The sequence below is a fragment of the Dakarella massiliensis genome (assembly GCF_001182045.1).
Classification (GTDB): domain Bacteria; phylum Pseudomonadota; class Gammaproteobacteria; order Burkholderiales; family Burkholderiaceae_F; genus Mesosutterella; species Mesosutterella massiliensis.
This window is the reverse complement of record NZ_CVTY01000007.1, coordinates 491,402-516,500: the sequence shown is the minus strand read 5'-3', so window position 1 is coordinate 516,500 and position 25,099 is coordinate 491,402. Positions and strand designations below refer to the sequence as shown.

The 25,099-nt window shown below is 56.1% G+C and carries 20 protein-coding genes; 5 read left to right on the top strand and 15 right to left on the bottom strand.

Annotation, left to right across the window (positions count from 1 at the left end):
- Window positions 1–52: 52 nt before the first annotated feature.
- From galU to BN1936_RS08600, 10 genes are all read right to left on the bottom strand, one after another.
- Window positions 53–901, bottom strand: a complete 849-nt coding sequence (gene galU / locus BN1936_RS08645) for a UTP--glucose-1-phosphate uridylyltransferase GalU (RefSeq protein WP_022443270.1) — start codon at window positions 899–901, stop codon at window positions 53–55.
- A gap of 144 nt (window positions 902–1,045) precedes the next feature.
- A complete protein-coding gene (locus BN1936_RS08640; protein WP_049687181.1) occupies window positions 1,046–2,026 on the bottom strand; it encodes a LysR family transcriptional regulator in 981 nt (326 codons plus the stop codon).
- 126 nt (window positions 2,027–2,152) lie between these two features.
- A complete protein-coding gene (locus BN1936_RS08635) occupies window positions 2,153–3,433 on the bottom strand; it encodes an amidohydrolase (protein WP_049687464.1) in 1,281 nt (426 codons plus the stop codon).
- A 311-nt stretch (window positions 3,434–3,744) separates the two neighbouring features.
- On the bottom strand, window positions 3,745–5,163 hold the full coding sequence (locus tag BN1936_RS08630; protein WP_049687180.1) for a C69 family dipeptidase: 1,419 nt from the start codon (window positions 5,161–5,163) through the stop codon (window positions 3,745–3,747).
- A gap of 146 nt (window positions 5,164–5,309) precedes the next feature.
- Entirely contained in the window at window positions 5,310–6,410 is a 1,101-nt protein-coding gene (locus tag BN1936_RS08625) for an amidohydrolase (RefSeq protein ID WP_022443273.1), read from the bottom strand.
- Between the two features lie 112 nt (window positions 6,411–6,522).
- On the bottom strand, window positions 6,523–8,967 hold the full coding sequence (locus BN1936_RS08620; RefSeq protein WP_049687179.1) for a cation:proton antiporter domain-containing protein: 2,445 nt from the start codon (window positions 8,965–8,967) through the stop codon (window positions 6,523–6,525).
- Window positions 8,960–9,490, bottom strand: coding sequence for an NAD(P)H-dependent oxidoreductase (locus BN1936_RS08615; RefSeq protein ID WP_022443275.1), 531 nt, complete (start codon window positions 9,488–9,490; stop codon window positions 8,960–8,962). Before BN1936_RS08615 ends, BN1936_RS08620 begins: the two co-directional genes overlap by 8 nt.
- A 121-nt stretch (window positions 9,491–9,611) precedes the next feature.
- A complete protein-coding gene (locus BN1936_RS08610; RefSeq protein WP_049687177.1) occupies window positions 9,612–9,923 on the bottom strand; it encodes a DUF190 domain-containing protein in 312 nt (103 codons plus the stop codon).
- 14 nt (window positions 9,924–9,937) lie between these two features.
- Window positions 9,938–10,321: a fluoride efflux transporter CrcB gene (crcB, locus tag BN1936_RS08605; protein ID WP_049687176.1), complete on the bottom strand. Its 384-nt coding sequence runs from the start codon at window positions 10,319–10,321 to the stop codon at window positions 9,938–9,940.
- Window positions 10,322–10,504: 183 nt separating this feature from the next.
- A complete protein-coding gene (locus tag BN1936_RS08600) occupies window positions 10,505–10,909 on the bottom strand; it encodes an OsmC family protein (RefSeq protein ID WP_049687175.1) in 405 nt (134 codons plus the stop codon).
- A gap of 205 nt (window positions 10,910–11,114) precedes the next feature.
- Here BN1936_RS08600 and BN1936_RS08595 point away from each other — a divergent pair, with 205 nt between their 5' ends.
- Window positions 11,115–12,275: a hypothetical protein gene (locus BN1936_RS08595; protein ID WP_022443276.1), complete on the top strand. Its 1,161-nt coding sequence runs from the start codon at window positions 11,115–11,117 to the stop codon at window positions 12,273–12,275.
- A gap of 147 nt (window positions 12,276–12,422) precedes the next feature.
- On the opposite strand, the gene BN1936_RS08590 is transcribed toward BN1936_RS08595, so the two are convergent.
- From BN1936_RS08590 to BN1936_RS08570, 5 genes are all read right to left on the bottom strand, one after another.
- Window positions 12,423–13,670, bottom strand: a complete 1,248-nt coding sequence (locus tag BN1936_RS08590) for a flavocytochrome c (RefSeq protein WP_325058622.1) — start codon at window positions 13,668–13,670, stop codon at window positions 12,423–12,425.
- 151 nt (window positions 13,671–13,821) lie between these two features.
- Window positions 13,822–15,741, bottom strand: a complete 1,920-nt coding sequence (gene tet(W) / locus BN1936_RS08585) for a tetracycline resistance ribosomal protection protein Tet(W) (protein WP_000691721.1) — start codon at window positions 15,739–15,741, stop codon at window positions 13,822–13,824.
- A 645-nt stretch (window positions 15,742–16,386) separates the two neighbouring features.
- Window positions 16,387–16,695: an FAD-dependent oxidoreductase gene (locus tag BN1936_RS08580; protein ID WP_022442969.1), complete on the bottom strand. Its 309-nt coding sequence runs from the start codon at window positions 16,693–16,695 to the stop codon at window positions 16,387–16,389.
- A gap of 221 nt (window positions 16,696–16,916) precedes the next feature.
- Complete coding sequence (locus tag BN1936_RS08575) at window positions 16,917–17,723, bottom strand: aldo/keto reductase (protein WP_022442968.1); 807 nt, start codon at window positions 17,721–17,723, stop codon at window positions 16,917–16,919.
- A 254-nt stretch (window positions 17,724–17,977) separates the two neighbouring features.
- Complete coding sequence (locus tag BN1936_RS08570) at window positions 17,978–18,997, bottom strand: glycosyltransferase family 8 protein (protein ID WP_022442967.1); 1,020 nt, start codon at window positions 18,995–18,997, stop codon at window positions 17,978–17,980.
- Window positions 18,998–19,253: 256 nt separating this feature from the next.
- On the opposite strand from BN1936_RS08570, the gene BN1936_RS08565 reads away from it, so the two are divergent.
- The 4 genes from BN1936_RS08565 (at window position 19,254) to BN1936_RS08550 (ending at window position 24,514) form a co-directional block, all read left to right on the top strand.
- Window positions 19,254–20,360, top strand: a complete 1,107-nt coding sequence (locus BN1936_RS08565; protein ID WP_049687173.1) for a hypothetical protein — start codon at window positions 19,254–19,256, stop codon at window positions 20,358–20,360.
- Window positions 20,361–20,447: 87 nt separating this feature from the next.
- On the top strand, window positions 20,448–22,697 hold the full coding sequence (locus BN1936_RS08560; RefSeq protein WP_022442965.1) for an ATP-dependent helicase: 2,250 nt from the start codon (window positions 20,448–20,450) through the stop codon (window positions 22,695–22,697).
- Between the two features lie 35 nt (window positions 22,698–22,732).
- Window positions 22,733–23,437 carry a 7-cyano-7-deazaguanine synthase QueC gene (gene queC / locus BN1936_RS08555; protein WP_022442964.1) on the top strand — a complete coding sequence of 235 codons (705 nt, stop codon included), beginning with the start codon at window positions 22,733–22,735 and terminating at the stop codon, window positions 23,435–23,437.
- 6 nt (window positions 23,438–23,443) lie between these two features.
- Window positions 23,444–24,514 carry a glycosyltransferase family 4 protein gene (locus BN1936_RS08550; RefSeq protein WP_049687172.1) on the top strand — a complete coding sequence of 357 codons (1,071 nt, stop codon included), beginning with the start codon at window positions 23,444–23,446 and terminating at the stop codon, window positions 24,512–24,514.
- The last annotated feature ends 585 nt before the right edge of the window (window positions 24,515–25,099 follow it).

The window sequence follows — 25,099 nt, the reverse complement described above, 5'->3', positions numbered from 1 at the left end:
GAACTTCAGTTCTCCCTTTTTTCAATTAGATCAGTCAGGTATCAGCAGAGAGTTACTCTGCGTCTCCTGATGTATCGAATCCAGCCTTCTTCGCATAATGAACCGTAGCGGTAATAAATCCCTGCTTGGAACCGCAGTCAAAGCGCCGTCCGGAAAATCTGCAGGCAGTCATAGGGACACTTTCGAGCGAGGCCTCCATAGCGTCTGTCAGCTGGATCTCACCGCCGGCTCCAGGTGTGACTTTCTCCAGATAGTCAAAAATGGACGGTTCGAAAACATAGCGGCCTATAACAGCGAGCGTGGAGGGTGCCACTTCAGGCTTCGGTTTCTCGACCAGACCGATAACAGACTCAGGGGCGTCCGCCTTAACACTTGCGATACCGTACAGGTTTGTCTTGTCCCGAGGGACATTCTGCACAGCGACCACGTTTCCGCCGCCTTTCTCTTCCCGCTTGGCGATTAGTTCCCCAATGCAGGAGCTCGGGGAGTCGACAAGATCATCAGGAAGAATCACCGCAAAAGGAGAGTCTCCGATAACGGGCTTCGCGCAGAGGACCGCGTCCCCCAGCCCCTTCGGGGAATATTGGCGGGTGAAAATCAAATGAACGCCAGGCGGGCAGATGGAACGGACGACATCGAGAAGCTCCTTCTTTCCCTTTGACTGCAGCTCATTCCAGAGTTCATAGGAATAGTCAAAGTGGTTCATGATGGCTTCTTTCCCCGCAGCCGTCACAAAAACCATGTCAGTGATACCGGCCTTTGCGGCTTCTTCGACTGCGTATTGAATCAGCGGTTTGTCAACCACGGGGATCATTTCCTTTGGAACCGCCCGGGTTGCCGGGAGAAAACGGGTTCCAAGCCCCGCCACAGGGAAAACCACTTTGCGAATCGGAGAAACCATAAAAATGCCTTTAATGAAAAAGGAGAAAGACTGATTAATTGTATCGATTGAAAAGGAAACGCGTAGCTCAGGATGACTCTGCAAAATGATTCAAAGCTTGGGCCGATAAGCCGCACGAATCTGCACATGAAACGTTCAGGACGGCTATCCGGTTGAATCCGAAGATTTTGTGCCGGTCGGTCCCTCAAGCGGCACAATGCCTTCAACCGCCTCTTCAAAGCTTAGGAAGAGTTTCCTCAGTTCAGACGCGAACCACTCCGCGAAAATCCGGCACCGTCTGATATGCCAGCTGGAGCGGGAGAGGGCCACAAAGCATTCCGCCTGCGGGCGGCGCCATCCGGGAAGAATCGAAACAAGAGTTCCATCGCGGATCGCTTCCCAGCATTGAACGAGAGGCATATCAAGCGATACGCCAAGTCCGTCAATCAGCCCCTGACGGATCGACAGAATATCCGGGCTGAGAAGCGTCTTCCCTGCGGGTACCGGAGCCTCGAGAGTCCCTTTTCTCAGAGTTCTCGTCTGCTCACGGACGGGGCCTGAATAGATGAACACGGTGTGGTGAGCGAGATCCGCGGGTTCAAGCGGCATGCCGTGCGCCTTGATGTAGGCGGGGGAGGCAAGCGGCAGGTAGATATTCCGCCCCCGGGGAAGCGTCATAAGTTTTGGATCCTCCGGATTGCCGGTAATAATCGCGACATCGGTTTTCTGTTTCTTCAGATCTGCGGCACCCATGCCAACCTGGATTTCAAACGTGATATTCGGATAGTGTTCGGAAAAGCGGGCGAGCATCGGCACAAGATACCGCGTCGCAAAGCCAGGAGCAACGGAAACCCGGATCTGCCCCTCAAGCCCCGTGCTGTCCTCCGTCATCTCGTCAATCAGTTTCTCGTGAGATCGGATGATCGGCGCGATTCGTTTGACGGCCCAGAGCCCCTTGGGGGTCAGTTCAAGGGGCCTCGCGGAGCGGTCAACCAGTTTCTGGCCGAGCGAATTTTCCAGCGTTCCAAGAGTCCGGCTGATGGTTGACGGCTCCACTCCGAAAGCCTCCGCGGTGACTGAGAAACTCCGGGACTCCGCGAGCGAAAGAAAGATTTTCCAGCTGCCAAGATCATCGTATTTCGGCATGGTTAGCGGATCCGAAGAGGGGAATTCATTTTTGCACAGTTTGCGGAAGACGCAAAAACTATTCGCAAAAAACGCGGCTTCAGAGACTTGACTCTGAAGCCGCGCTGAATGACAGCGGCAGAAGTGTTACTTCCGGCCGCAGATCTTCTTCACCATGCCGGCGAACATCTTGAAGCCGGTGTCAAGCGCCTCTTCATTCACGTCGAAATTGAACTGATGGTGACCGGCTTCGCGGTCAGCGCCGTTCACAAAGAACGCGACTTTGCCGCCATGATCCTTCACGCGGCGCGCGAGGAGCGAGGCGTCTTCAGAACCGCCGAAGTTCGCTTTCTCCGTGATTGTCTTGATTTCGGGGATTCCCTTTGCCACATCGCGGAGCGCCTCGATCATGTCGGGATCGTTCTTCATATCGCAGGCCGCACCCATCTTCCGGACGTCGTATTCGACACCGTAGGAAACGGCATTCCCCTTGATGATCGCCATGGCCTGTTCCGCCATGTAGTCATTGATTTCGGCGGTTTCACCGCGCACTTCCATCACCATAGTAGCGTTCGGCGGGATTACGTTCCGACCCTTGCCGGCGTTCAGCATGCCGACATTCACGCGGGTCATGCCGGAGCCGTGACGGGGGATGCCGAGAAGCTGAAGCGTAGCGGAGCAGGCCGCAGCCAGAGCGTTCCGGCCGGCGTTCGGCTCAATACCGGCGTGAGCAGGCTTACCGGTGTAGGTGACATCAAACTTTGTCGTGCAGAGGAAGCCCCAGGGATCAATCACGACTTCGCCGTACTTCGCAACCATGCCGATGTGGCTTCCGACGAAGTAGTCGACATCGTCAAGGACGCCTGATTCAGCGACCGCGTTCGCGCCGCGGACGCCTTCTTCTGCCGGCTGGAAAACAATCTTGATCCGGCCGCAGAGTTCGTCCTTATGGTCAACGATGAATTTCGCGACAGTGAGCCCGATCGACATGTGGCAGTCGTGGCCGCAGGCATGCATGTAGCCGTCATGCTTCGAGCGGAAGCCTTCCTTGGTCGGAATATGAGCGGCATCGGTGGTTTCCTGAACCGGGATGCAATCGATATCGAAACGCATAGCAAGCGTCGGGCCCGGGCGGCCGGAATCAAAGATGCCGACAGCTCCTGTGTAGCCCTCAGTGGCCTTCAGAAATTCTTCCGGAACGTGATGATCACGGGCGGTCTGAAGACCGGCCTCCACGTCTTTTTCGGATCGGCCGAGAACGGCATCAGGATTCACGACTTTCGTCCCGAGGAGGACGTCGTACCCCCACTCCTTCAATTTCTTAACGAGATAGTAAGTGGTCGTGAATTCAGTCCAGCCGGGTTCCGGCCACTGATGAAGTTCACGGCGCTGAGAGACGAGCTGCGGGTAATACGAAGAAAAAGCCATTTTCTTGATCTCCTTCACAGAAAAGAGAAACACATGGAACTTCGGATAAATCGGTTTCGGACAGCCTTCCGGACTGCGTCCGGTATGCCGCCGGCACGATCGATTATAGGCGAATAGGTTTCAGGGATTAGGCCGGAATAGGTAATGATCAGAGCCGTGAGAAAAGATATACATCAATTGCGTCAGGGCATTGACGGGGAGGGGTTTTGGTGCTTTCGGGAGCGGAAACGCGGCTCCAGCAAACGGTCAGAAAAAAGCCGGAAGGGGAGAACCTTCCGGCCTTGATGTCAGCGTGGGAGAACAGAATTCCGTCAGGCCCCGTTAAACGGGAACTTCGCGCTGATTTTCCGCGTGAGGAGCGTCATCAGTTCGTTCTCAAGCGCACGGGCCCGGGTGAGAGCGTCTTCGAGAATCCGATCCGACTCCAGCTGCAGGAAGCGGTCAGCTTCTTCAACACTCTTCTCTACGAGCGCGGTGTAGCGGATCTGGATCCGGTTCACGCGCTCTTCAGCCTCCCGCTCCCAGGCATCCCATACGCGGCGGACAATCGGCTCAAAGGCGCGATAGTCCGTCATGGCAAGCGTCTGGGCCTTTCGGAAAGCCCAGCCGGCGGAGATGCTGTCCGCGTCGTGCGTTCCGATGCCATATGCCTTCGGGAACCACTTGGCTCCCTGGAACACGGGGACAAAGACGCCAAGAGACGGCATTCCCCAGGACACCCAGGTCACAGCGCCCACCGCGAGCGGCAGCCAGGGTTTCAGCTGCAGAATGTGGCTCTGGCTGCAGCGGAAGACCGAGATCGGTCTCCAGGCCGTGTGCGGGTTATCTGTCTGATAGGGATCAGAATCCGTCCCTTCATAGCGATTCCGGAGACCGGACGCGATTGAAGCAAACGTAAGTTTTGATTCCGGCTTCACGAAGACCGGGAATGTGAGGTCTTCCTCAGGCTTCAGCCGAAGCGACGGGCAGTACTTCTCGAGAAGCACGCGGTTCCGGGCGAAGTTGTAGTACGTATCCCGGACGGTGTTTTCGTCCACATAAGCCTTTCTCACATTGAAGGGACGGGCACCGGCTTTCCAGAGACCGTGCTCTTCCGCGAAAGAAATGAGATCCGGGGAGCCAAGGCAGTTTTCGGTATCTTCCGGATCAAACTCCTGGAGTCTCGCGTGATTCGCCGTGACATAGCAGGCATCGTCCGGAAGCCTCACCGCGGCCCAGCGGTGACCGGAACAGGTTTCAAACCACCAGATTTCCTTCGAGTCGACAAAGGCGACGCCGCAGCCCTCACCGGCACCGGCAGTTTCCACCTGTTTCCCGAGCAGCAGCACGCCTTCGCGCGCCGAATGGATAAAGGGGAGTACGGAGTCTTCGAGCGAATCCTCGATCACGCCGGTTTTCGGAAGATAGGGGTCGATCGCGAGGGAAGCGGCGCTTGCGAAGATTGTTTCTGTCGCGGTGATGCCGACACCGGCTTCGTTGAAACCGGCTTCGCCCTCGGAAGCGCCGTCGGTCGCGGAGTCAGAGACCGAAAGGTACGCGAGGGACTCTGGCGGCAGAGGCCAGGTGAAGTCATTCCGGAAGGAGCGGAAGACAGAGCCCTCGGTGTTCTTCACCGCCGGGTGATACACAAGACGCTTCGCGTCGTCAGGTGAGCAGTCTTCGTTCCGCGAAATATAAAGCGCGCCGTCCTCAGTCGCTTTCGGACCGGCAAGGATCGTGGTGCAGGGCATTCAGTTTCACCTCGAATGAAATAAAAAAACAGGTGAAAACAGTTTAGCCGCAGAGGGCCGGGCCGGAAGGGCTTCGGGGGAGAAAAAATCCGGCGGTTCGGACTCCCGAGCCGCCGGATCTGACCTGCCTGATGCAGCTTCAGTGATCAGCCAAGATGCCGGAGCGCGAACTTCACGAAGACCGCGGCGCCGAGCGGCAGGAGCTTGTCATCAAACGTCATGTTCTGCTTATGAAGACCGGGCGTCACGCCGACACCGACACCGAAGTAACCGTTCTTCAGCTCAGGACGCGCGATCTTATAGAAGTGGAAATCCTCACCGCCGCCACCGCAGGCCGGGGCGAGTTTGTCGTCACCAGCCACCTCGCGGATGCACTCCGCAAGCTCATCCGTGATTTCGGGGTCGTAGTTCGCGGCAGGGCAGAGCGTCGCGAACTTCACGTCAACCGTGGCGCCGAACGCGGCTGCGGAGGATTCCGCGGCGCGGCGGACTTCCTCAATCAGCTGCTTCATGAGTTCCGTTGTCTGAGCCCGCATATCGATCCCGAGGTGAGCGGAAGCGGGGATGATGTTGAGGGCACCGTCATTCGCGTCAAACTGCGTCGGCTTCACAGACCAGGCCATATTGGGGGGCAGCTGAATCTGGGAAATCGCGTTCACGATCGCCGTACCGACATAGATCGAGTTGATGCCGAGGTGCGGGCGGGACGCGTGAGCGCTCTTTCCGTGGATATAAATATCGCAGGGGCAGGATGCGGTGTGGTTGACCGCGGGGCAGAGCGTTCCGATTTCAAGGTCCTGAATCGGGCGGACGTGAGCCCCGATAAGGTAGTCGACGCCATCAAGCACCCCTTCCTTGATCATCACATTGGCGCCTTCCAGCGTTTCTTCAGCGGGCTGGAAAAGCAGCTTCAGCTTGCCCTTTTTGATATTTCCGACGAGGCGGCTCGCGGCTTCAAGAAGCATTGCCGTGTGACCATCGTGACCGCAGGCGTGGATTGCCGTTTTCTTTCCGTCAACCTCAAAGGGGAGCGCGTCCATGTCAGCCCGCAGCATGACGGTGGGTCCCGGAACGCCGGAATCAATGACGCCAAGGACACCATTTGTGTTTCCAATCCGATGAGCCTCAACGCCGATTTTTTTCAGGTGATCGAGAACGTACTGCGCGGTGTTTTTGGTGTTGAGTCCCAGCTCGGCAAGCGGATGAAGCTCGCGCCGCAGCTCGGTGGAATTAAAGATTTCCGTCATGAGAAGCGTCTCCTCCAAATAAGTGACTGCAGGGAGAGGCGGCCGCGTGCCGCGCGGACCGCCTTTATTTCAGCCCTGAATCATACCGCCCGGGAGGAAGACAGAAGAGAGGCTAGGCTTTACCGTTCTCTTTGGAAGCCGGGGGTTCAGTGTCGCCCTGATAAATCCGGAAGTAGTCGGACACAGGGAGCTCCTCGGGGTTCGGAGGCGGTGCCTTCGCGGCTTCCTTCGCGATTTCCTTCAGCGCTTCTTCCTGAGCCTTCTTCGCTGCGGCGGACGCCGGATCAAGCGTGTCTTCATCCGGGGCCGGAGCGTCAGCCTTCGGAGCCGCGGCGACGGATGCCGGAGCGGTTCCTTCCGGGCTCTTATCCTGCGGTTTGGCGTCCGCGCGAGACGCATCAGCAGAGGCAGCGGTCGGCTGCGGTTCTGATGCCGGCCTGGGTTCCGGGGCCGCGGCGGGTTCAGGCGTCCGGTTGTCTGACGGTTTTTCTTCTTCAAGAGGCGGCCAGGCAGCAAAAGCGTCTTCCCTCATGGAAGCCTGTTTCTTCACCTGCGCGGGATCCGGAGGAGCAGGCTCCGTGGGTTTCTCGTCAGAGGAAGGTTCCGCGGCTTTCGGCATAGGCCCGGGAGTTTCCGCGAGATGCATGGATCTCGAGCGGATCGCGGCGATTCGTTCCCGTCGATACGTCCGTATCTGCTTCATCACGGATTCAAGCGTCTCATCGTTTGACCGGTAGGCTGCGACCGCCTGATCAATATCGCCGCCGGTATCCACCATTTCCCGGATAAGTTTGACGGTGTAGCGTCTGAAAATATCGCCGATTTCGCGCGCTTCATAGGGCGAAAGCACGTTCAGCCTCACAAGGCACGAGCGGGCTGCCTCGATCGCAGGCTCGAAATTGACGAGATACCCCTCAATATCCTTCGCAAGGAGTTCGAGATGGTTTTCGATCGTCGACACCTGAGCAATGATGTGCAGGTGAGGAAATGCCTCATGCGCGAGATCCGCGATCTTTTCTGTCATTCCGCCGGGACCGACCGCAATGACGAGAATTTTCGCCTCATCAGCGCCGGCAGCCTTAAGCAGGGCGAGCTGACTCGCGTCTCCGTAGTACACCTTGGTGCCGAAGTGTTTTGCCTGCCGGATCCGGTCCGGATCGTTATCGATAATGGTCGGCGTAATCCCCATGGCAACGAGCATTCGGGCGACGATCGCGCCGAAATCACCGTAGCCCGCGATGATGACGGAGAGATCCGGGGCTGTGGCGAGTTCCTCGCGGTCATCCTCTTCATCATCCAGCCGCCGCGCCCGGTGCTGGAGCCACTTGGACGCAAGCTGCATCAGGATCGGTGTCGTTCCCATCGAGCAGGCGACAGCCACCGTGAGAATGGCGGCCCACGAGTTTGAGAGCACTCCCTGACCCTGCGCGAGCGAAAAGACAACAAACGCGAATTCACCGCCCTGGGAAAGGGACGCCGCGAAATTCAGTTTGTTCGCGAGGCCCTTCAGCCGCATCGCGAAAGCCAGGGCGAAAAGCATTCCGGTCTTCACGATCAGGAGAATCGCGAGCGCGAGGATTACCTTCACGGGTTCCGACATGACGAGATGCATGTCGATACTCATGCCGACCGTCACAAAGAAGAGACCGAGGAGGAGCTGCTTGAAGGTCGAAATCTCAGCTTCCAGCTGGTGTCGGAAACCCGAGCTGCCGAGGAGCAGACCGCCGACAAAGCCGCCCATGGCGGAAGAGAGCCCCGCGGCCTGCATGATCCAGGCCGAGCCTACCGTGAGGAGCAGCGCAAAGGCTGTGAGCATCTCGCGTGCGCCGCTCCGGATCGTAAAGCGGAGGAAAGGCACGGTGAGGAATCGTCCGACACCCACCATGAAAATGAGGGCGATTGCGGCGCGGATCAGCGTGTCAATCGCGCCAGGGTTCGCGGCGCCATTTGAGTCTGAGCTCCCCATCGTGAGTGCGAGCACCGGAATCGAGGCAATCAGTGGGATCGAGGCGAGATCCTGGAAGAGCAGAATCGAAAAAGCCTTCTGCCCCACGGGCTGCCCCATCATGCTGCGGGATGAGAGCTCCTGCACCGCCACCGCGGTGGAGCTCATCGCGAGCGCGAATCCAGACAGCACGGCGACCGGCCACGGCATTCCCGCGAGATCGAGGAGCAGCGCGAAGGGAAACGCGCAGAGGATCATCTGAAGCGGTCCGCCCGCGAACACGGGCAGCTTCATTTCCCAGAGTCGCTTCGGATCGAGTTCCAGACCGATCAGAAACATCATGAGTACGATGCCGAACTCAGCGAAATTCATGATCGTCTCGACTTCTTCGACCAGTCCGAGACCATAGGGACCCACCACAATACCGGCGAGCAGATACCCGATCATGGTGCCGAGTCCAACCCGGGACATGATCGGAACGAGGATCACCGCCGCGATCAGCGCGAACGAAATACCCGCCGCGATGGAGTTTGTCGGGGGAAGGAGCGCCGAGGCGTGCGTCAGGAACCCGCCCCAGAATTCAAGGAGCTTCGACCAGGCGAGTTCAAACATGGTAGGACTCCCAGTCAGCGATGCGGTCAGCGAGCGAATCGATGATTGAAGAGAACTGCTCGGGGGTGAGCGGCTGCCGGGAATCGATAATCTCGGGATCCAGCCACTTCGCACCGCAGAAAGTCCACATGCGGCGGATCGGAGCTTCAACTTCCGAGATTTCCACTTCGCCCGGGAATTCGCCGTCGCGATACCCGGTGCCGAGTGACGGAATCCAGAGGACGCCCTTTCCCTTCACGGCGTCGCCGCCGTTCCCGTAGGCAAAGCCATAGGCGAGCACTTCGTCGAACCACTTCTTCAGAAGCGCCGGGACGCTGTACCAGAAGACCGGGTGCACGACGAGGATAAGGGACGAATGAGCGACTGCTTTCCTCTCTTCCCACAGATCTATTGAACTGTCAGGGTAAAGGTCATAAAGCGCCCGGATATCCATTTGAGGGAATTGTTCTTTCAATCCCTCAAGCAGCGGGATGCTGATTACAGAGAAACGGGGATAGGGGTGCGCGAGAAGAGCAGTGATCATCAGTCAGTCGATATAGGGTAAAAAGTCCAAAGAAATGAAAGGTGAGGGCGATATTTTACGGGAAAACCCACAGCCTGTGGAGCCTTTTCGTTCCTATTTAAAGTACTGATAGGGATATTTGTTACAAAATTCCGAATTCGATCGGCGTTTTCACACAGAAAACCCCGAGATTTTCGGACCGGATCCGCTCGATCAGGCGCTCAGCGTCGGCTTCTGTCACGGCCACGCGGACTTCAACACTCTGCTCGCCGGACTCAAAGAAACTCGCGCTTTTAAGCCACCCGTCCCGGCCGTAACCTTCTGCTGCCGGGAAGAGCGTCGCGCCCGGGATCTCCAGATTCTTCGCGGTTTCAAGAATCCAGTTCCCCATGGGACGTCCGTCCTTTCTTCTGCTCTGCTCAGTGAAAAACGAAATCTGATATCCCTTCTGCATGGACAGCTCCTTCTTTAAAGGTGGCGAAGCATGGCAATGGTGCCCATGCCGGCCAGCGTAGCGATAAGGGATCCGCCGACGTGAACGCAGACCTCCATCGCGGCGAGCGCGAATTCGCCCCGCGTGAGGAGAGTCAGGGTTTCAGCGGAAAACGTGGAAAACGTGGTGAGACCGCCGCAGAACCCCGTGACAACGAGCAGTCTCCATTCAGGCGAGAGTTCAGGAAGCGCCGCGAAGAACGCGATCGCGGCGCCGATCACGTAGCCGCCGATCAGGTTCGCGGCGAGTGTTCCCGGCGGGATGGCGGGGAAGAGGCTGTTCAGCCAGAGCCCGAGCGCCCAGCGGAGAACAGCGCCGCAGCCCGCACCGAAACCGATCACAAGAATGGAGAGCAGCAAGATTCAATATCCTTTGAGAGACGCGGCAAAAAGCGTCGGGCGCGTTTTTCGCGCGGAAAATCTGTCTACAGTAATGATTCTATGCCCGGTGGGACTGGCGGCGGATAGCAAAAAAGCGCAGGGCTCGCGTCCCTGCGCTTTTCAGCTTCGGCCCGGCAGATGCCGGGAAATCCTCAGACCGCGTTACGGCCAGAGGATTTCGACCTTCTTATCGATCTTATCGGAAAGGGCGAGACCGACCGGGCAGGCATCCGCGTACTTCTGAATCACCTTCTTCTGGCTATCCGTGTATTCAGCCTGCGGCATGCGGATCGTGAGCGTGATGGAGGCAATGCGGTGAGGGCGTTCCGCCATCGTGCAGTCGCACTCAGCGGTGGCGCCCTTCGCATCAGCGCCGTTCGCTTCAGCCGCGTAGGCAATCATCGTAAGCGTGCAGCCCGCGAAGGCACCGAGCAGTCCCTCCACCGGGTCATAGGATTCGCCGAGCCCGTCAGGTTTCCCCTGATCAAAAGTCAGACGGCCGCCAGAGCGGGGATTTTCCGCTTCAACACGCTTGTTTCCAACGTAACGGGCAACGATATCAGCCATAAATGCAGCTCCTTAGAGAGATAAAAAGAGGAGAAAAAGCTGAGGGTCAGGAACCGTCAGACTCTCCCCTATAATGCAACCGGCGCGCCAATGGAGGATTCCTTCGCGGCGCAGGTTTACTGATAACTCTAAGCATACGGCGTTGCAGAAAAAATGTGAGGCAGATTCCCTCTCTTCCTCAGACGCCAGGAATAAGGAGTACGTGATGGAAGCGGCAAAGACTCTTCAGGGCACACCGTACTGTGACTGCCTCATCATTTTCGACCCCGAATCCGACCGGAGTGTCGAAATGGCCGGTGTTTGGAGCGAAGCGGCTAGAAACATCGGCGCGATTCCCGTCTGCCGCCCGCTTGAGGAGCTGGAAGCGGGAGAGCTTGCCGGAAACCGGCTGTCAGCCGGCGGCTGTCTCACTGACGCCCTGATTCTTTCTGAAATCCGGGGCTACAGTGCGTCGACTCTCGATCTGCTTCTTAATTTCGTGATTTTCGGCGGCGCGATCGCGGCTTCCGGCCCCAGACTTTCCGGTTCTTCCGCGATCCGCGAAGCGGAGGGACGGAACTCGTTCACCGTCCGGTCCCAGATCGCCCGGGTGGAGCAGTACACGAGCCGCGCGGATCCCTGGGATGAGATCAACGCGGAGCTGCTTCAGAAAGGGATTCCGTCACTTCGCATGCGGCGTCCCGGATTCTTTTCGGAAACGGCGGTCACTCGGGTTGAAAAGGGCGTGTCGCTTGATCTGTCATCCGGGCGTGAAGTCTGGCAGATCGAGCTTTCTCCGGATGAGCCGGGCTGGGACGGGATTCTGAGACTCCCGTTCCCCGCGAAATCGATCAGGGCTCTCACGGAAGAAACGCTTGACCTCGGTTCCGCGATTGGTCCCGTTCTGATGGCGAAGATCACGCGTCCCGCGGTGGTTGAGGTGACGGCTGCGGATACGCCGGAGCGATTTCCTGCGGCGTCAGAAGAGGGTTGGCAGGTGAAACGGAGCGAAGAACCTGAGACGCCGCTTTCGGCTCCGCAGGACTGGGACGCGTCTGCCGGCGAAGGCCCGCTGCTTTACAGCACCGAGGCGGATCGATCGGACTTTCCCCCGGTGCCTGACGGCGGTACGCTGATGCTTGACCTCGGGAACTCCGCCGGGCAGCTCGCGCTCGCGCTGAACGGAAAGCTTCTGCAGTCCGCTCAGGGGAGCGATGGGACGATTTTCCCGGTGAACCCGAAGGACATCCAGGATAAGAATCAGGTCCGGATCGCGGTGAAACGGACGAAGGAAGACGCGGGGACCGAGGATCACACGGTTGGGGTCTTTTCGCTTCCTGACTGGCTGGTCTCAGAGGCGGGGCAGATGACCGCGTTCTCGATCTGAAGCAGGTTCTCGTCGGCTGATCTCCGCGAGGGGAGAGGCCTTTCGGTCAGAGAGAAAAAACGCCCCCGGGTTCCTTTCGGAATCCGGGGGCGGCTGCATTTTTCCAGCCCGGGAGAGGGCGGGGGGAGCTGCAGCGAGGAGAGTCGGTTACTTCGCGATGTTTTCGCCCGCTACCATACCGAAGGTCAGAGCGTCAAGCACAGCGACCGTGCCGAGGCGGGAAGCGCCGTGGACACCGCCCGTGATTTCGCCGCCGGCGTAGAGGCCCGGAATCGGCTGGTGGGTCTTCGAGCTGATCACCTGAGCCTTGGTGTTGATCAGGAGGCCGCCCATCGTGTGATGGATCTTCGGGGCCACTTCAACGCCGTAGAACGGAGGCTTCGAGATGTTGAGGCCGTTGTTGAACTTCAGAATACGGTGGAAGTCCTTGTCTTCGCCATCCTTCACGAAGCCATTGAAGCGCTTCACTTCCTCAAGGAACGCGTCCTTCTTGATGCCGAAGTGATCAGCGAGTTCAGGCAGCGTCTGAGCGACAAAGACAGTCTTCGCGGCGAGCGGAGCCTTCACGAAGGACGGGTTGATCGCGTGAACAATGGCGTCGTCGCAGATCGCGATCGGGTAGTTCTTATCCGTGCCGATCACTTCGAGTTCCGCGTCGCTCTTGATCTTGCGGCCGGCGTGCTCATCCATGAAGCGCTTGCCGGTCTTCTTATTCACCACCATGCCGAGGTCCATGCAGGCGTGGTTCGTGAAGTTCACCGTCACGCCGAAGCCGTCCTCATGCGGGTTGCAATAGGGGAGGAACTGCAGCCAGGAGATCTGAAGCGGCGTGGCGCCGATTTCGAGGGCCTTCAGGAGCACGCCGGCAGTGGCGCCCGGCTGGTTCGTGGAATCAGTGGACGGCACAACGCGCGGATCCTGGACCTGACGGAACCAGATGTCGCGGGAGAAACCACCAGCCGCGAGCATCACAGCGCGGCGGGCACCGTAGACCTTACGCTTGCCGGTCTTATTCTCAACGTCATCGCTCGCGAGCTTGCGGTTGAAGCGATAGCCTTCGCGGCAGACAACACCCACCACACGGCCGTCCTTATTCATTACGAAGTCGTCAAACTTCGTACGGCTCTGCATCTTGACGTTCTTCAGCTTCGAGAGGGTTTCATACATCGGGACGATGTAGCCGGAGCCGGAACCCGCCTTGATTTCATAGGAACGCGGAACCGAGTGGCCGCCTTCAAACAGCATCTTGTTCGGCACGAATTCAGCGCCGCAGTCCTGAACGAACTTCACCGTGTCGTTGCAGCGGTCAACGAGAACGTTCAGCAGTTCGGTGTGGTTGATGCCGAGGCCGTCCTTCAGGCAGTCCTTGATGAAGAGCTCGCGGGAGTCCTTGATGCCCTGAGCCTTGTGTTCGCAGATGACGTATTTGCTTTCCTGTTGTAATATTCGTCTGTTCCTGGTTCAAAATAGTTTCTCCTCTCTGATACTGATTTTATCAATGATATTTCGCAATAGCCAGCAATGAACGCTTGCATTGCGCAAGACGTTACATTATCTTCTGAAACATATAGCGCACCTTGTCCAGGCGGCTGTTTGGACGGCGGGGCTGGATGACTGGCTTGCCGACAGCGGCCTGATACCCTTTCAGTTCTGTAAGGCATACGCTCTGCCCGTTGGTGTAAAAGGCCAGATCAGTACGGTATGCCTGTATACAGCGGGCGGGAATCTCGCCAGTAAAGACAACTTCATCCTTTTTTACCTGGACCGTTTCGATGGTGGCACAGTATTTCGGTGCATCATGATAAGCCCTGGAAAGATATTCCCGGGGCGCATAGAGGGTGAAGGAGAGATAAGGTTCCAGCAGTTGCGTCCCTGATTCCTTCAATGCCTGTTCCAATACAATCGGGGCCAATGAGCGGAAGTCCGCCGGCGTGCTGACCGGACTGTAATAAAGCCCGTATTCAAAGCAAATCTTACAGTCCGTTACGTTCCAGCCGAACAAGCCCTGCTCCAGCCCGTAACGGATACCATCCCTGACAGCGTTTTGAAAACTCTGGTTCAAGTATCCCAGCGAAACCCGGCTCTCGTATTGTACACCGGAGCCAAGCGGGAGTGGTGTAACAGACAGTCCGATGGATGCCCAAAACGGGTTGGGCGGCACCTCGATATGGATGGTGTGGCTGGCTGCTTTGAGCGGCCGCTCCATATAAATGACGGTGGGTTCCTTTACCACTGTTTCAAGCTTGTATTTTTCCGACAGCAAAGCGGAAACAACCTCCAACTGCACCCGGCCCAAAAAAGAAAGAATGATCTCATGGGTGATGGAATCCACCTCGCAGCGCAAAAGCGGGTCAGTATCCGCAAGTTGCGTAAGAGCGTCCAGCAGCCGTTCTCTTTGCGCTGCCGTTTTCGGCGCAATCGACGTCCGCAGCATGGGGAGGGGGTCCTCACGCCACCTTTTACGAGGGAGCCGGGTTGGGTCCCCTAATACATCGTTTAACCTCACGCTGTCGCTGGGAAGGATAACAATTTCACCCGGATAAGCGGTGTCTGTCCGAACAATTTCCCCTTTGGATGGAATACGCATCTCTGTGATTTTCAGCTTTTCTCTCCCGGCCAGGGCCACCGTATCCCGCAGGCGCAGCGTTCCGCTGTATAGCCGTAGATAGACACGCCGCTGGCCGCAATCTGTATACTCCACCTTGAAAACGCTGCCGCATAGGGCGGCGCTCCCCTGTTCCCCAATCGGTTGGAACAGCCCTGTCACCGCATCCATCAACGGTTGAATGCCAAGGCCCTTTTTGGCGCTGCCATAATAGACCGGGAACAGGGAGGCGTCTTGAACCCGCCGCTGTTCCTCCCGCACAAGTTTTTCCCGGCTGATTGGTTCTCCTGCGATATACTTTTCCAATAATTTATCGTTATTTTCGATGACCGCATCCCATGCTTCTATGTCGGTATTTTCCTCCAGGACTATTTCCGGGGACAGCGACACCGTCTGCTTGATGATAATATCGGCGGAGAGCTTATCCCGAACAGACTGAACCACGCTCTGCAAATCAACGCCAGCCTGGTCGATCTTGTTGATAAAGATAACGGTGGGAATGTTCATTTTCCGCAGGGCATGGAACAGAATACGGGTCTGGGCCTGCACGCCATCTTTAGCGGAGATCACCAAGATGGCCCCATCTAAAACAGCCAAAGAGCGGTACACCTCCGCCAAAAAATCCATGTGGCCGGGCGTATCCACAATGTTGACTTTACATCTGTGCCACTGGAAGGAAGTGACTGCCGCTTGAATGGTAATCCCACGCTGCCGCTCCAAAAACATGGTGTCCGTCCTCGTTGTCCCTTTTTCGACGCTCCCCGGTTCTGAAATGGCTCCGCTGGCATATAGCAGGCTCTCCGTCAAGGTCGTCTTTCCAGCGTCTACATGGGCAAGAATTCCAATATTGATTATTTTCATGTGATTGTCCTCCCTTTACTGCCCCGAAGGGCATAAAAATCCCCAGCAGTAAAATACTTTTACCACTGGGGATGATAATTTGCGGACATACACATATACAGCATACACCTGTTTGTGAGTGCTGTTTTTGGGGATATGTCAAAATTGATAAGGCAAAAGTATTCTTAAATTGGGTACAAAAAACTAAGCCCCTACAAAAGGGACTATCATAATCCTTTGTTCCCACTATTTGATTATAGTTTTATTTAAGAATACCTTGCCGCATATTTTTTACTCCTTTTCTGGAATTGAATTATTATATCACATCAGTTTTAGGAAAACAAGTATCTAAAAGAAATTTTTCTTCCCCTTATATGTAACAATCATACCGGCTTCCTAACGTTCAGAATGGTTTCTACTGTCTGCTGCGGTGTTTGGTTGGAATTGTCCAGCCAAAAGCCGATCCGTGGTGTTGTCTGCATTTTACTAAATACAAATTCAATGTATACAGAAAGAAATATATAAGGAGTGGGAGGGATTCCGCCGTAGTCGGCATTGTAGGAAAATCCAAAAGTTTAGATTTTCTCAAAATGCTTATCTTTTGGTCTTTGGTTCGGAATAGTGTAGTGCTGGCGGTCTATCTATTGTTTTCGGTTGCTTGCTTCTTTACCGTACATGAGCATTCTGAACCGGATTCACCGGGCAGGCCATATTGCCGCCGCAGATCGCGGAGTTGCCGCCGAAGACGCCCATCTTCTCAATCATGAGAACGGAAAGGCCTGCCTTGGCAGCCTTATAAGCGCAGGCCATGCCGGCGAAACCGGAGCCCACGACGACTACGTCATACGTGGCGTCAAACTTGGTGTTTTCAGCCGAAACAGCGGCCTGAGCCGCGAGCGGCGCAGCGGCAACGGCTGCGGCAGCGGCGGTGCCGGCTTTCAGAAGATTTCTGCGGCTAGTTTCCATAGAACCCATGATTTCTCTCCAGAAAATTGATGAGCGGCTGGCTGCGTACGTCCAACCGATGATGGAAATATAGCACTTTGGCCCTAAAAATCAAGACTAAAGTCCTAGTACTTTAGTTTAGGTCTATCCGAAGTCATTTTTTTGTGCCTGGAAATACGCCGAAAAGCCCGGTCAGAACAGGGTTGTGTTCTGACCGGGCTTCAAAGAAAAAGTCGGGAAATCGGGGAAGCTCAGTAGTTCACGGTGTCCGGATCAAGCCCCGTGAAGGCCGTGAGCGGCAGTCTGTCGATCGCGCGCATTTCGTCCAGTGGCAGCGTGAAGTCAAAGATCGAGGCATTTTCCTCGATGTGGGCTTTGGACGTGCTTTTCGGGATCGGCACTACACCGTGCTCCAGCGCCCAGCGAAGGGCAACCTGAGGAACCGTCTTGCCGTGCTTCGCGGCGATGCTCTGAAGGAGCGGATCCTCCATCAACGCGCCGCGCCCGAGCGGCGCCCAGCCCAGCACCTTCATGCCGTGTTCGTGTGAAAAGCGAAGCGCCTGAAACTGCGGGTAGCCGGGATGAAATTCAAGCGAATTCACCATCGGCGTGATTTCCGCGCGTGCAAGGAGCGGCACAAGATGATGCGGAAGGAAGTTACTGACCCCGATCGCGCGTACAGCGCCGTCGCGATACAGCTTTTCAAGCGCCCGCCACGTTCCCGCATTGATTGCCTGACAGGTGATCGGCTCTTCGTGAGTCGCGGGCCAGTGAATCATGTAGAGGTCGAGATAAGACGTGCCTAGAAGCGCCGTGCTTTTCCTGAAGGCGTCCAGTGTCTTTTCGTACCCTCGGTCCGCATTCCAGACTTTGTCGACCAGAAAAAAGTCACTCCGGGGAACACCGGAATTCCGCATGGCGATGCCTACGGCACGCTCGTTCCCATAGATCGACGCGGTGTCGATCAGACGATAGCCGGCATGAATGGCGTCGCTAAGCGAATTGAGGAGCGCGTTGCCCTCCGGGACCTGCCACGAACCGATTCCGAGGCAGGGCATTCTGACGCCGTTCGATAGATGAATTGTGTCTGCTGGCGACCTGAGCACGGAAGAGACCCTGTTAGAGAAGACAAAAGCGGATTAGTCGCCCCGTTTATTCAGACCGCAATACGAGGAGGCTATTACCACTATCATCCCATTTTAGGGGATGAGGTATGCGCTTCATCAAAATCGCCAAATAAATCCTTTAGATGCGGGGTGGCCGCATGAAGTAGGAATTTAATTCCTTCGGATTATTTCTTCCCCGTATCAGGTCAGAAGCGGGAGAAGAACCGGTAACCGTACTTGGCGGCAGACTCCCGATGGCTTTTAGAGATTGGGGACAGCAGACAGTGGTAGCAGAACTTCAGCAGATCATCCCGGTGATGAACATTCGCGGCCGCGCGAATCGTTTCATAGAAAGGCGTTTCCCTGGCGGCTTTCCACCACTTGTCGTAATAGGGATAGAGTTTGGAGCGCCAGGGCTTTTCCGCGGTGGTGTAGTGAATGACAACAGGAGACTGAAGCGCAGACTCAATCGTGCGTCTCAGAGTTCGGTCGCCGATCAGCGGGGGGAGCTTCGGCCAGGTGTGCACCGTGAGGTTATAGCGGATATCAAGCATCCGAACCCGGGTGTTCAGAATGATATTGAGGCAGTCCTGATCGAGCATCGGGAGGTTTCTGTGAGCCAGAGTGTCAGAGACCTCCGCATTAAACGCCGCCGCGTCGATATTCCCGGGGTAAAAAACCACCATGCCGGCATTGAAATACTTTTCCGGGTATTTCAGATGCAGAGTGGCATTCTGCCGGTCAATGTCGTTTTTCCCATAGGAGCGTGAGAAAGTCAGGCTTTCAGGCACACAGGCCGCAGGTTCATCTCCCTGCGCGGGCTGAAGGAGCGGATCGATGTCTCCAGCCACGATTGTGTCAGCGTCCAGATAGAGAACCGTCTGGTACTCCCGGCAGAGTGTGGGAATCAGCATCCGATAGTAGGTCGCGATAGGCCAGTTGCCTTTTCCCCGAAAACTGTTCCCGGGAAAGTAAGTGCTTACTGCGTCGGCTACGTTGATAAAACGTAATGAAATATTCTGAGGGCACTGTCTGCGAAGCTGCTCTTCACTCTCTGCCGGCAAATCAATATGGAAGCAAAGGACATCTCTTTTTTTCCCGGATGCCTGGTCAATCAGCGACTGCAAAGCTACCGAGAAATACGGGACAAAACGTTTGTCAAACGTATAGACGATGCACGAATTTACGTCTGGGAAAGCTTTGGGGATAGAGGTGATAACAGACATAACAGTGAAGACATTCCGGGGAATTGGAGCCTCCCGGTATCCGACCGGAGAAGCGCTCTGAAGATCCGTTATTCTACGGCATCAGAGAGGTCACCTTGCCATGGTTTACCCGGCGCGGGGGGCGAAAGAAAATTGCCAGTCCGGCAATTGCCGGAGCGGGTCTGCTTGAAAAATCAACCGGACTATACGACACTCTACCGATAAGACGGAATATCAGCAGTTATGAGCCTCAGTCGGAGGCGGAAGGAGGGGAATCGTGGGAGATACGTTTTTTTGGATCGCCCTGGGCGTGGTACTGGCGGTGGTTCTTGCGATTCTCATTATCCGTCGGGTGAGGCACGGTATCCATGCAGTGCAGGGAGCAGCAAAAGCGGAAAGCTACCGGCCGTCCCGGGACCGGGTTCGTGTCGGGAAGCGCCCGGCTCCTGCTGTTCCGAAAAAGACCGTTAAGCCAAAGCCGGTTTTCCGGGGGCCGCTCGGTCCCGCTCTGATCGCGTTTGGGTTTGATGATCCTGCCGGCTTTATCACGCTCTTCACCTGTCAGCCGATGAGGGCAGGATCCCTGGAGGCGTTTACGCCGATCACTGGCGCTCTTCCCGATATCCGGATTCCTTTCGCCTGGCAGCTCGGCGCAGCCTCCGGGATCGGCGACCGGGGAAAGAACGCGGACCGGGCCTATTTTGAATTCGCCTATCCGCCAGAAGCGACCCCGGAACAGGGAAACGCAGTGCTTGCGAAACACGCTTCTGACCCGGTGACTCAGATTTTCTGGGATAAAAACGGAAAGATGATTCGAAAGAGCGCTCTGCCGCTCGAAGACTCCCGCCAGATGACAGACGCGATCCCCGAAGTGAAAAGCGTGCTTTTCACTAACCGGCTGCTTCCTGCTCTCCGCCGGGTTTGCCTTGAAGAGGCCACCCGGTTCAAAGGACTGATTGAAGCGTCGCCCGATGTGCCGCCAGAGTGGCGCGAGAAGGCCTCACGCCTTGAAGCGTTTGCGAAGCAGGGCGAAATGCCGCCTGAAGAAAAGCTTCGAGCTCTGATGGAAGGAGAAAAATCCCTTCCGCCGAAATTCCGGCTGCCGCTGCTTCGTGTGGCGGTCCCCTTTCTGATCGCGGCCGGTATCCCCTGGAGCGAGGCTGTGACGCTCCTCTCCCGCATAGCGGATGATGAGAGCGGTGCCAAAGGGACTCCGGCGAAGCATCTCAGCACGTTCCTCACACGGGTAGCGGCTTTTAACGGCCATCTGCCGAGGTTTGGCGCCGAGGTGGATGAGAAGGGCCGCGTGACGCAGCTTTTCTGCTACGAAGAAAAAGATCTGATAGGCGCACCTCCGGCAGCCGCCCGGAGCTCTTTAAAATAAACAGGTTATCTGAATAATGGTCTGACTCAGGATACCGGACACGGTCTATCCTGGCCGCTTATCTTTTCCTCAGAGGAATTTCCCGCTTTGCAGCAAGCTGAACTGAACCCCGAGCAGCGCCTCGCCGTTGAGACCACGGAAGGCGCGGTCTGCGTGATTGCAGGTCCCGGTGCCGGTAAGACGCGGACACTGACGAGCCGCTATGTCTATCTTGTGCGCGATCTCGGCATCAATCCGCAGAATATTCTCTGCGTGACCTTCACGAATAAGGCGGCCCAGGAGATGAAGGCCCGGATCCGCGCGATGACAGGGGATCTCGATCTGGGGCAGATCTGTACCTTCCACGCCTTCTGCGTTCGTTTTTTGAAGGACGAGGGCTACGTGATCGGTATCCCGAAGGACTTCATCGTGATTGATGAAGAGGATGAGCTTGAGCTGCTGAATGAGGTGTACGAAACCTTTGGAATTCCAGGAAACCTCATGAAGTTTTCAGCCGCGATGGATGTGATCGGGAACTTCAAGGACGACTCAAACTATATCCGGGATCTGGTGCTGACATCCCCTGAGTCACTTCGGGAGAAGGCGCTGCAGTCACCGGACATCTCGGATAAAGTTTTCTACGGCTACCTCTGGGCTGAGCGGAAGATTTTCGGGCTCGACTTTGATGATGTCATCTGGGCAGCCTTTTACATCCTTGATCACTTTCCGTCCGTAAAGCAGAAGTGGCAGGAACGGCTTCAGTACGTCATGGTGGATGAGTACCAGGACGTGAGTAACGATCAGGCGGCGCTTGCCAATATTCTTTCCGAACTGAATGGCAATCTTTTCGTCGTCGGTGATCCGGATCAGACGATCTACACCTGGCGGGGATCTTCTCCCGCGATCATGCTCCGGTTTCCAAAGAGCCACAAAAACTGCCGCACGATCAAGCTGATGCAGAATTACCGGTCGCTCCCCGCGATCATCGGTGCGGCAAACTCGCTGATCCGTCATAACCGGGACCGTTTCCCGGTGGAAGGCGTGCCGATCCGGCGGGACGCGGATCCTGCGAATCCAAGCCTGGTCGTTTTTGACGGGGAAAAGACGGAGAAAGAGTCGCTCGCCTGGTTTGTCAAGGCGCTCCTCCATCTTCATAAGGCGGATCGAGGCTGGGAAGAGTTCGCGGTGCTGTACCGCTCGAGGCAAAGCTCGCGCGCTGTTGAGGAAGCGCTTGTCCGCGCGGGTATTCCGTATCGGGTATGGTCCGGCGTCGCTTTCTACGCGAGACGCGAAGTGAAGGACTCGCTCTGCTACATGCGGATGCTGACTCGGGGGGACGACGCGGCTTTCCTTCGTACCGTGAATTCTCCCAAGCGGGGATTCGGCCCGAAGAAGGCGGATGCTCTCAAAGTTCTCGCAATGCGGGAAGGGATCTCGTACTACGAGGCACTGAAGCGCCACATTGACGAGAAGCCATTCAACACGAAGGCGATCCGGGAGTATGTGGCGGTCATTGAGAAGGCGCGCGCGAGCGCAGCCGCCCGCAAGGTGAGTGATGTCTTCAATCTCATCATGGCGGATTCGGGCTACGAAGCGTCCCTTCAGCTTTCGGGTGAGGATGAGCGGCTCAATAATCTCGCGGAGCTCAGGCAGGCGATTGCGAACTACGAGAGTGACGCGGATGATCCGACGTCGCTCCCGGAATTCCTCCAGCGGGCATCGGTTTTTGCGGAGGATATTGGGGAGCAGAAGGGCCCCGCGATGAAGCTGATGACGATTCACGCGGCAAAAGGGCTTGAGTTCCCGGTTGTTTTCCTTTGGGGATTTTCAGAAGGTATCATGCCGAGCTCCCGCACGAGCACCGTGGAGGAGATGGAGGAGGAACGCCGGTGCTGCTATGTCGGCATGACCCGTGCGAAGGATCTTCTGATACTCTGCCACTCTCAGGGAACGAGTGAAGCCAGCACTTTCCGTTATCCAAGCCGGTTCTTTTTTGAGCTTGACCGGAATCTCGTGAAGCTTGTACGCCCGCTTGAACCGGGACTCGAGGAGAGCGCGAAGGAAGCGCTGATGTATAAGGACAAGTTCCTTACAGGGGAGCCGCTTGAAAGCAGCTCCTGGCGTCCCGGTGACCGTGTCAGACACAAGGTGTTCGGAGACGGGGAAATTATTGCTGTCGCGAAGTCTGGTGCCATGACGATCCGGTTCCCGACGCTCGCGACCCCCCGGACTCTGATGGCAGGGGCGCCTCTCGAGCGGATTTCAACGGCCGGGGCACCGACCGTCGCGGACTCATCCTTTTCAGGAGCCCCGGTTCCCGAACCGGCCGCTGAGCCAGTCGTGAAAGATCAGAAGTAAACGAAACAGATTCCAGCAGCAAGGAGATTTAGCGAATGTCACGGACCGCAGTGGTTCTTTTTTCCGGCGGACAGGACTCGACCACGTGTCTTGCCGCCGCGCTGAAGCAGTATGACGCGGTGTACACCGTCGGTGTCGATTATGGTCAGCGCCACCGGGTTGAGCTTGAATGCCGGGAACGGATCCGCGCCAGGATCGAGTCCATTCTTGGCACGCATTCCCTGAAGGATGATCTGCTTCTCGATCTGAAGGCTTTCGGGCAGCTTTCTGACTGCGCTCTGACGAAGCCCGAGGCGATCGAGATGAATGAGAAGACTCATCTGCCGACCACCTTTGTTCCCGGGCGGAATCTGATTTTCATCACCTATGCTGCGGCGTATGCCTGGAAGCTTGGGGCGGAAGCGATTTTCACGGGAGTCGGTCAGGCGGACTACAGCGGGTACCCGGATTGCCGCGAGAACACGATGAAAGCGCTTGAACTCGCGATTGATCTCGGTATGGAAACGAGTCTCCGGATTGAGCGGCCGCTGATGAATCTCTCGAAAGCGGAAACCTGGAAACTCGCTGAGACGATCGGTGGCGACGCACTTGTCAGCTTCATCCGTGACGAAACGCATACCTGCTATGAGGGCGATCACACGCACTTTCACGACTGGGGCTATGGCTGCGGGAAATGCCCGGCCTGCGTTCTTCGTGAAAAGGGCTGGGAAGAGTACGTCGCAAACCTTAAAGGACGGTAACACCTTATGCGGATCGGGATCATCACAAATAAGTTCGCCCCGTCGGGCGGCATGGAACGATACGCTCAGGATGTGGTTCGCGAGCTTCTGAGACAGGGGCACGAGGTCACGGTTTTCACCAAGAAAGCTGATCCGGCGCTCGATCTCGTGCCGATGGTAGAGCTTATTGTCTGCCCGCTCAGTTTCCTGCCGAATAAGATCCAGGATGAGTCGTTTAACTGGTGGCTCCACCGTGAGTGCCCGAAACACGCGCTTGACTTTATTCTCAGCTGCTCCAGAACGGATGCGGGCGACGTTGTGGCCTGCGGCGGGACGCATATCGGTTTCCTTCACGATGCCGGACGGACCCCCACCTTTTTTGATCGCCGGGCAATCAGACTGGAAACCCGGTCCTTTGAGCGCGCGAAGCTCATCATCGCTCACTCGCAAAAGATGGCGGGTGAAATTGAGGACTACTACGGGATACCGGGCGAAAAGATCCGCGTGATCTATCCCCCAGTCGATACGAAGCGCTTTACGCCGGTGTCGGCTGAGAAACGGCTCGAACTGAAGCGGTCTTTCGGTCTTCCGGAAAACCGGATCGTGTTTCTTTTCCCATCCTCGAGTCACGAACGGAAGGGGTACCCATTCCTGTCATCTTTCTTCGAGTCCACTGATCTCCCGGTCCATCTTGCCGTGGTTGGGCGCCCAATCCATAACGAAGGTGAGCACATTTCGTACCTGGGGTACAGCAGGGAAATTGAAAAGTGCTATCGGGCTGCGGACTATACGATCATGGCCTCCCAGTATGAGCCGTTTGGGCTTGTCGGCATCGAAAGCCTGCTCTGCGGCACCCCGATCGTGATGACGGACGAGACCGGGTGCTGCGAAGTCGTGACCCCGCCCGCTGTTACCGCTTTCAGAAAAGGGGATTCAGCAGATCTCGCGGCCAAAATAAATGAGATTGTCACCCGGGGAGCAAAGCCCCTGACTGAGTCAGAAGTCACGCAGAGCCTTCGGTATGACCCGCACGTGCAGACCCATGTGAAGCTTCTGCTGGATGCCTGGATGCGCCTGGGGAAGAAACCTGGAGTCTGAGAAGACGAATCACGTCGGATCCGGGGAAAGGGAACTATCGAGGTTCCCTTTTTTTGTTGAAGCCCCCCTCATTTCGTAGATGATGTAATAATCAGTGGAGGGTTATTTTGTAGGTATTTTCACTAATATAATCGAGAACAAAAATTACACGAATTAAATATGTTATTTGTTTTCAATGTATTGAAAATTAAACACACACAGAAATTAGTTCCGGATTCCGGTAAAAACAGGATTAATGCATTACCGAAATTTATAACTTAAGCCGTACAACATTTTTGCAGACATGAAATAATGAAGTTGTAAGGAAGCAGTGAGATTTTCAGCTAAGTTTTCACGTCATACATATAAATTTTTGAAATACTGAAAGTTTTTCATACTGCCAACACTTCAGTGAAGATCAGGGAGCTTCCGCCTGAAGAAAATCAAAATTGGTTTTGAAAAATCGGAAAAAATAAATATTTGTCAGTTTTTTTTTCTAAGTTTCATAGCTCCTTACCTGATGACAGCCACCGACTTTTCGGGGTAAAATTCTTTGCCCTGCGATGAGACGATAAGTGTCGTTCCCGGTCATCAGAGCAGTTTTAA

Bases quoted from the DNA above. Each gene is read 5' to 3' on its own strand.
- BN1936_RS08625 (WP_022443273.1), bottom strand. From the start codon at position 6,410: ATGACGGAAATCTTTAATTCCACCGAGCTGCGGCGCGAGCTTCATCCG.
- BN1936_RS08615 (WP_022443275.1), bottom strand. From the start codon at position 9,490: ATGATCACTGCTCTTCTCGCGCACCCCTATCCCCGTTTCTCTGTAATC.
- galU (WP_022443270.1), bottom strand. From the start codon at position 901: ATGGTTTCTCCGATTCGCAAAGTGGTTTTCCCTGTGGCGGGGCTTGGA.
- BN1936_RS08630 (WP_049687180.1), bottom strand. From the start codon at position 5,163: ATGCCCTGCACCACGATCCTTGCCGGTCCGAAAGCGACTGAGGACGGC.
- BN1936_RS08600 (WP_049687175.1), bottom strand. From the start codon at position 10,909: ATGGCTGATATCGTTGCCCGTTACGTTGGAAACAAGCGTGTTGAAGCG.
- BN1936_RS08635 (WP_049687464.1), bottom strand. From the start codon at position 3,433: ATGGCTTTTTCTTCGTATTACCCGCAGCTCGTCTCTCAGCGCCGTGAA.
- BN1936_RS08610 (WP_049687177.1), bottom strand. From the start codon at position 9,923: ATGCAGAAGGGATATCAGATTTCGTTTTTCACTGAGCAGAGCAGAAGA.
- queC (WP_022442964.1), top strand. From the start codon at position 22,733: ATGTCACGGACCGCAGTGGTTCTTTTTTCCGGCGGACAGGACTCGACC.
- BN1936_RS08640 (WP_049687181.1), bottom strand. From the start codon at position 2,026: ATGCCGAAATACGATGATCTTGGCAGCTGGAAAATCTTTCTTTCGCTC.
- BN1936_RS08595 (WP_022443276.1), top strand. From the start codon at position 11,115: ATGGAAGCGGCAAAGACTCTTCAGGGCACACCGTACTGTGACTGCCTC.
- BN1936_RS08580 (WP_022442969.1), bottom strand. From the start codon at position 16,695: ATGGGTTCTATGGAAACTAGCCGCAGAAATCTTCTGAAAGCCGGCACC.
- BN1936_RS08570 (WP_022442967.1), bottom strand. From the start codon at position 18,997: ATGTCTGTTATCACCTCTATCCCCAAAGCTTTCCCAGACGTAAATTCG.
- BN1936_RS08575 (WP_022442968.1), bottom strand. From the start codon at position 17,723: ATGCCCTGCCTCGGAATCGGTTCGTGGCAGGTCCCGGAGGGCAACGCG.
- BN1936_RS08620 (WP_049687179.1), bottom strand. From the start codon at position 8,967: ATGTTTGAACTCGCCTGGTCGAAGCTCCTTGAATTCTGGGGCGGGTTC.
- BN1936_RS08550 (WP_049687172.1), top strand. From the start codon at position 23,444: ATGCGGATCGGGATCATCACAAATAAGTTCGCCCCGTCGGGCGGCATG.